The organism is Endozoicomonas sp. OPT23, assembly GCF_009653635.1.
In the GTDB taxonomy this organism is placed as follows: domain Bacteria; phylum Pseudomonadota; class Gammaproteobacteria; order Pseudomonadales; family Endozoicomonadaceae; genus Endozoicomonas_A.
In genome coordinates this window covers 1-268 of sequence record NZ_PPFD01000017.1, presented here as the reverse complement: position 1 = coordinate 268, position 268 = coordinate 1, and the positions used below count along the sequence as shown (strand labels likewise).

The window sequence follows — 268 nt, the reverse complement described above, 5'->3', positions numbered from 1 at the left end:
TCAATTGAAGCAACGGTCTGTGCTGATGCCCATCTTGCCCACGAAAAGCTTGCAGAGAAGCTTGGGTTTGAGTTTAAGGAATTGGTGACCTCAGCGGGTCAACATGTTCTTGAAGGCATTTATCATATTCAACATGTTAACTCTTATCATAGTGACTTAAAACGCTGGATCGGAGGTGTATTTCGTGGGGTAGCAACCCGTTACCTCCCGCATTATCTGGCTTGGAAGCGAGATCTATCAGGTGCAGTAAAGTTAAATACTGAACGAT

The 268-nt window shown here is 44.4% G+C and carries 1 protein-coding gene; it reads left to right on the top strand.

From position 1 onward, the window contains the following. Positions 1-268 (top strand): transposase (locus EOPP23_RS21390; protein WP_194842708.1); only part of this gene is annotated, 268 nt, incomplete at both ends.